The sequence below is a fragment of the Actinoplanes sp. KI2 genome, from assembly GCF_025630775.1.
In the GTDB taxonomy this organism is placed as follows: Bacteria; Actinomycetota; Actinomycetes; order Mycobacteriales; family Micromonosporaceae; genus Actinoplanes.
In genome coordinates this window covers 1-1,094 of sequence record NZ_JAOSZE010000127.1, presented here as the reverse complement: position 1 = coordinate 1,094, position 1,094 = coordinate 1, and the positions used below count along the sequence as shown (strand labels likewise).

The following is a 1,094-nucleotide window of genomic DNA, read 5'->3' as shown; positions in this document are numbered from 1 at the left end:
GCGATGCTGGTGCACCGCGCGCAGCGGCCCGAGATCGGCGTCGGCGGGCACATCTCGACGTACGCGTCGAGCGCCAGCCTCTACGAGGTCGGCATGAACCACTTCTTCCGCGGCAAGGACCACCCGGGCGGCGGCGACCACATCTTCTTCCAGGGCCACGCCTCCCCCGGCATGTACGCCCGCGCCTACCTCGAGGGCCGGCTCACCACCCACCAGCTGGACGGGTTCCGCCAGGAGCTGTCCCACCCCGGTGGCGGCCTGCCGTCGTACCCGCACCCCAGGCTGATGCCGAACTTCTGGGAGTTCCCGACGGTCAGCATGGGCCTCGGCCCGCTGAACGCCATCTACCAGGCCCGGTACAACCGCTACCTGCAGAACCGCGGCATCAAGGACACCAGCCAGCAGCACGTCTGGGCGTTCCTGGGCGACGGCGAGATGGACGAGGTCGAGTCGCTCGGCGCGATCGGCCTGGCCGCCCGCGAGGAGCTCGACAACCTCACCTTCGTGATCAACTGCAACCTCCAGCGCCTCGACGGCCCGGTGCGTGGCAACGGCAAGATCATCCAGCAGCTGGAGTCGTTCTTCCGGGGCGCCGGCTGGAACGTGATCAAGGTGATCTGGGGCCGCGAGTGGGACCCGCTGCTCGCCGCCGACAGCGACGGCGCGCTGGTCAACCTCATGAACGTCACGCCGGACGGCGACTACCAGACCTACAAGGGCGAGTCCGGCGCGTACGTGCGGGAGCACTTCTTCGGCCGCGACCCGCGCACCCGCAAGCTGGTCGAGGGCATGACCGACGACGAGGTCTGGAACCTCAAGCGCGGCGGCCACGACTACCGCAAGCTGTACGCCGCGTACAAGGCCGCGCTCGAGCACACCGGCCAGCCCACCGTGATCCTCGCCAAGACGATCAAGGGCTGGACCCTCGGCTCGCACTTCGAGGCCCGCAACGCGACGCACCAGATGAAGAAGCTGACCCTGGACGACCTCAAGGGCTTCCGGGACCGCCTCTACCTGGAGATCCCCGACAAGGATCTGGAGGCGAACCCGTACCTCCCGCCGTACTACCACCCCGGCGAGAAGTCCGACGAGAT

At 68.4% G+C, this 1,094-nt stretch carries 1 pseudogene; it reads left to right on the top strand.

Features of this window, described 5'->3' with window-relative positions:
• A pseudogene (locus ODJ79_RS46585) lies at positions 1–1,094 on the top strand (pyruvate dehydrogenase (acetyl-transferring), homodimeric type); the annotation flags it as partial.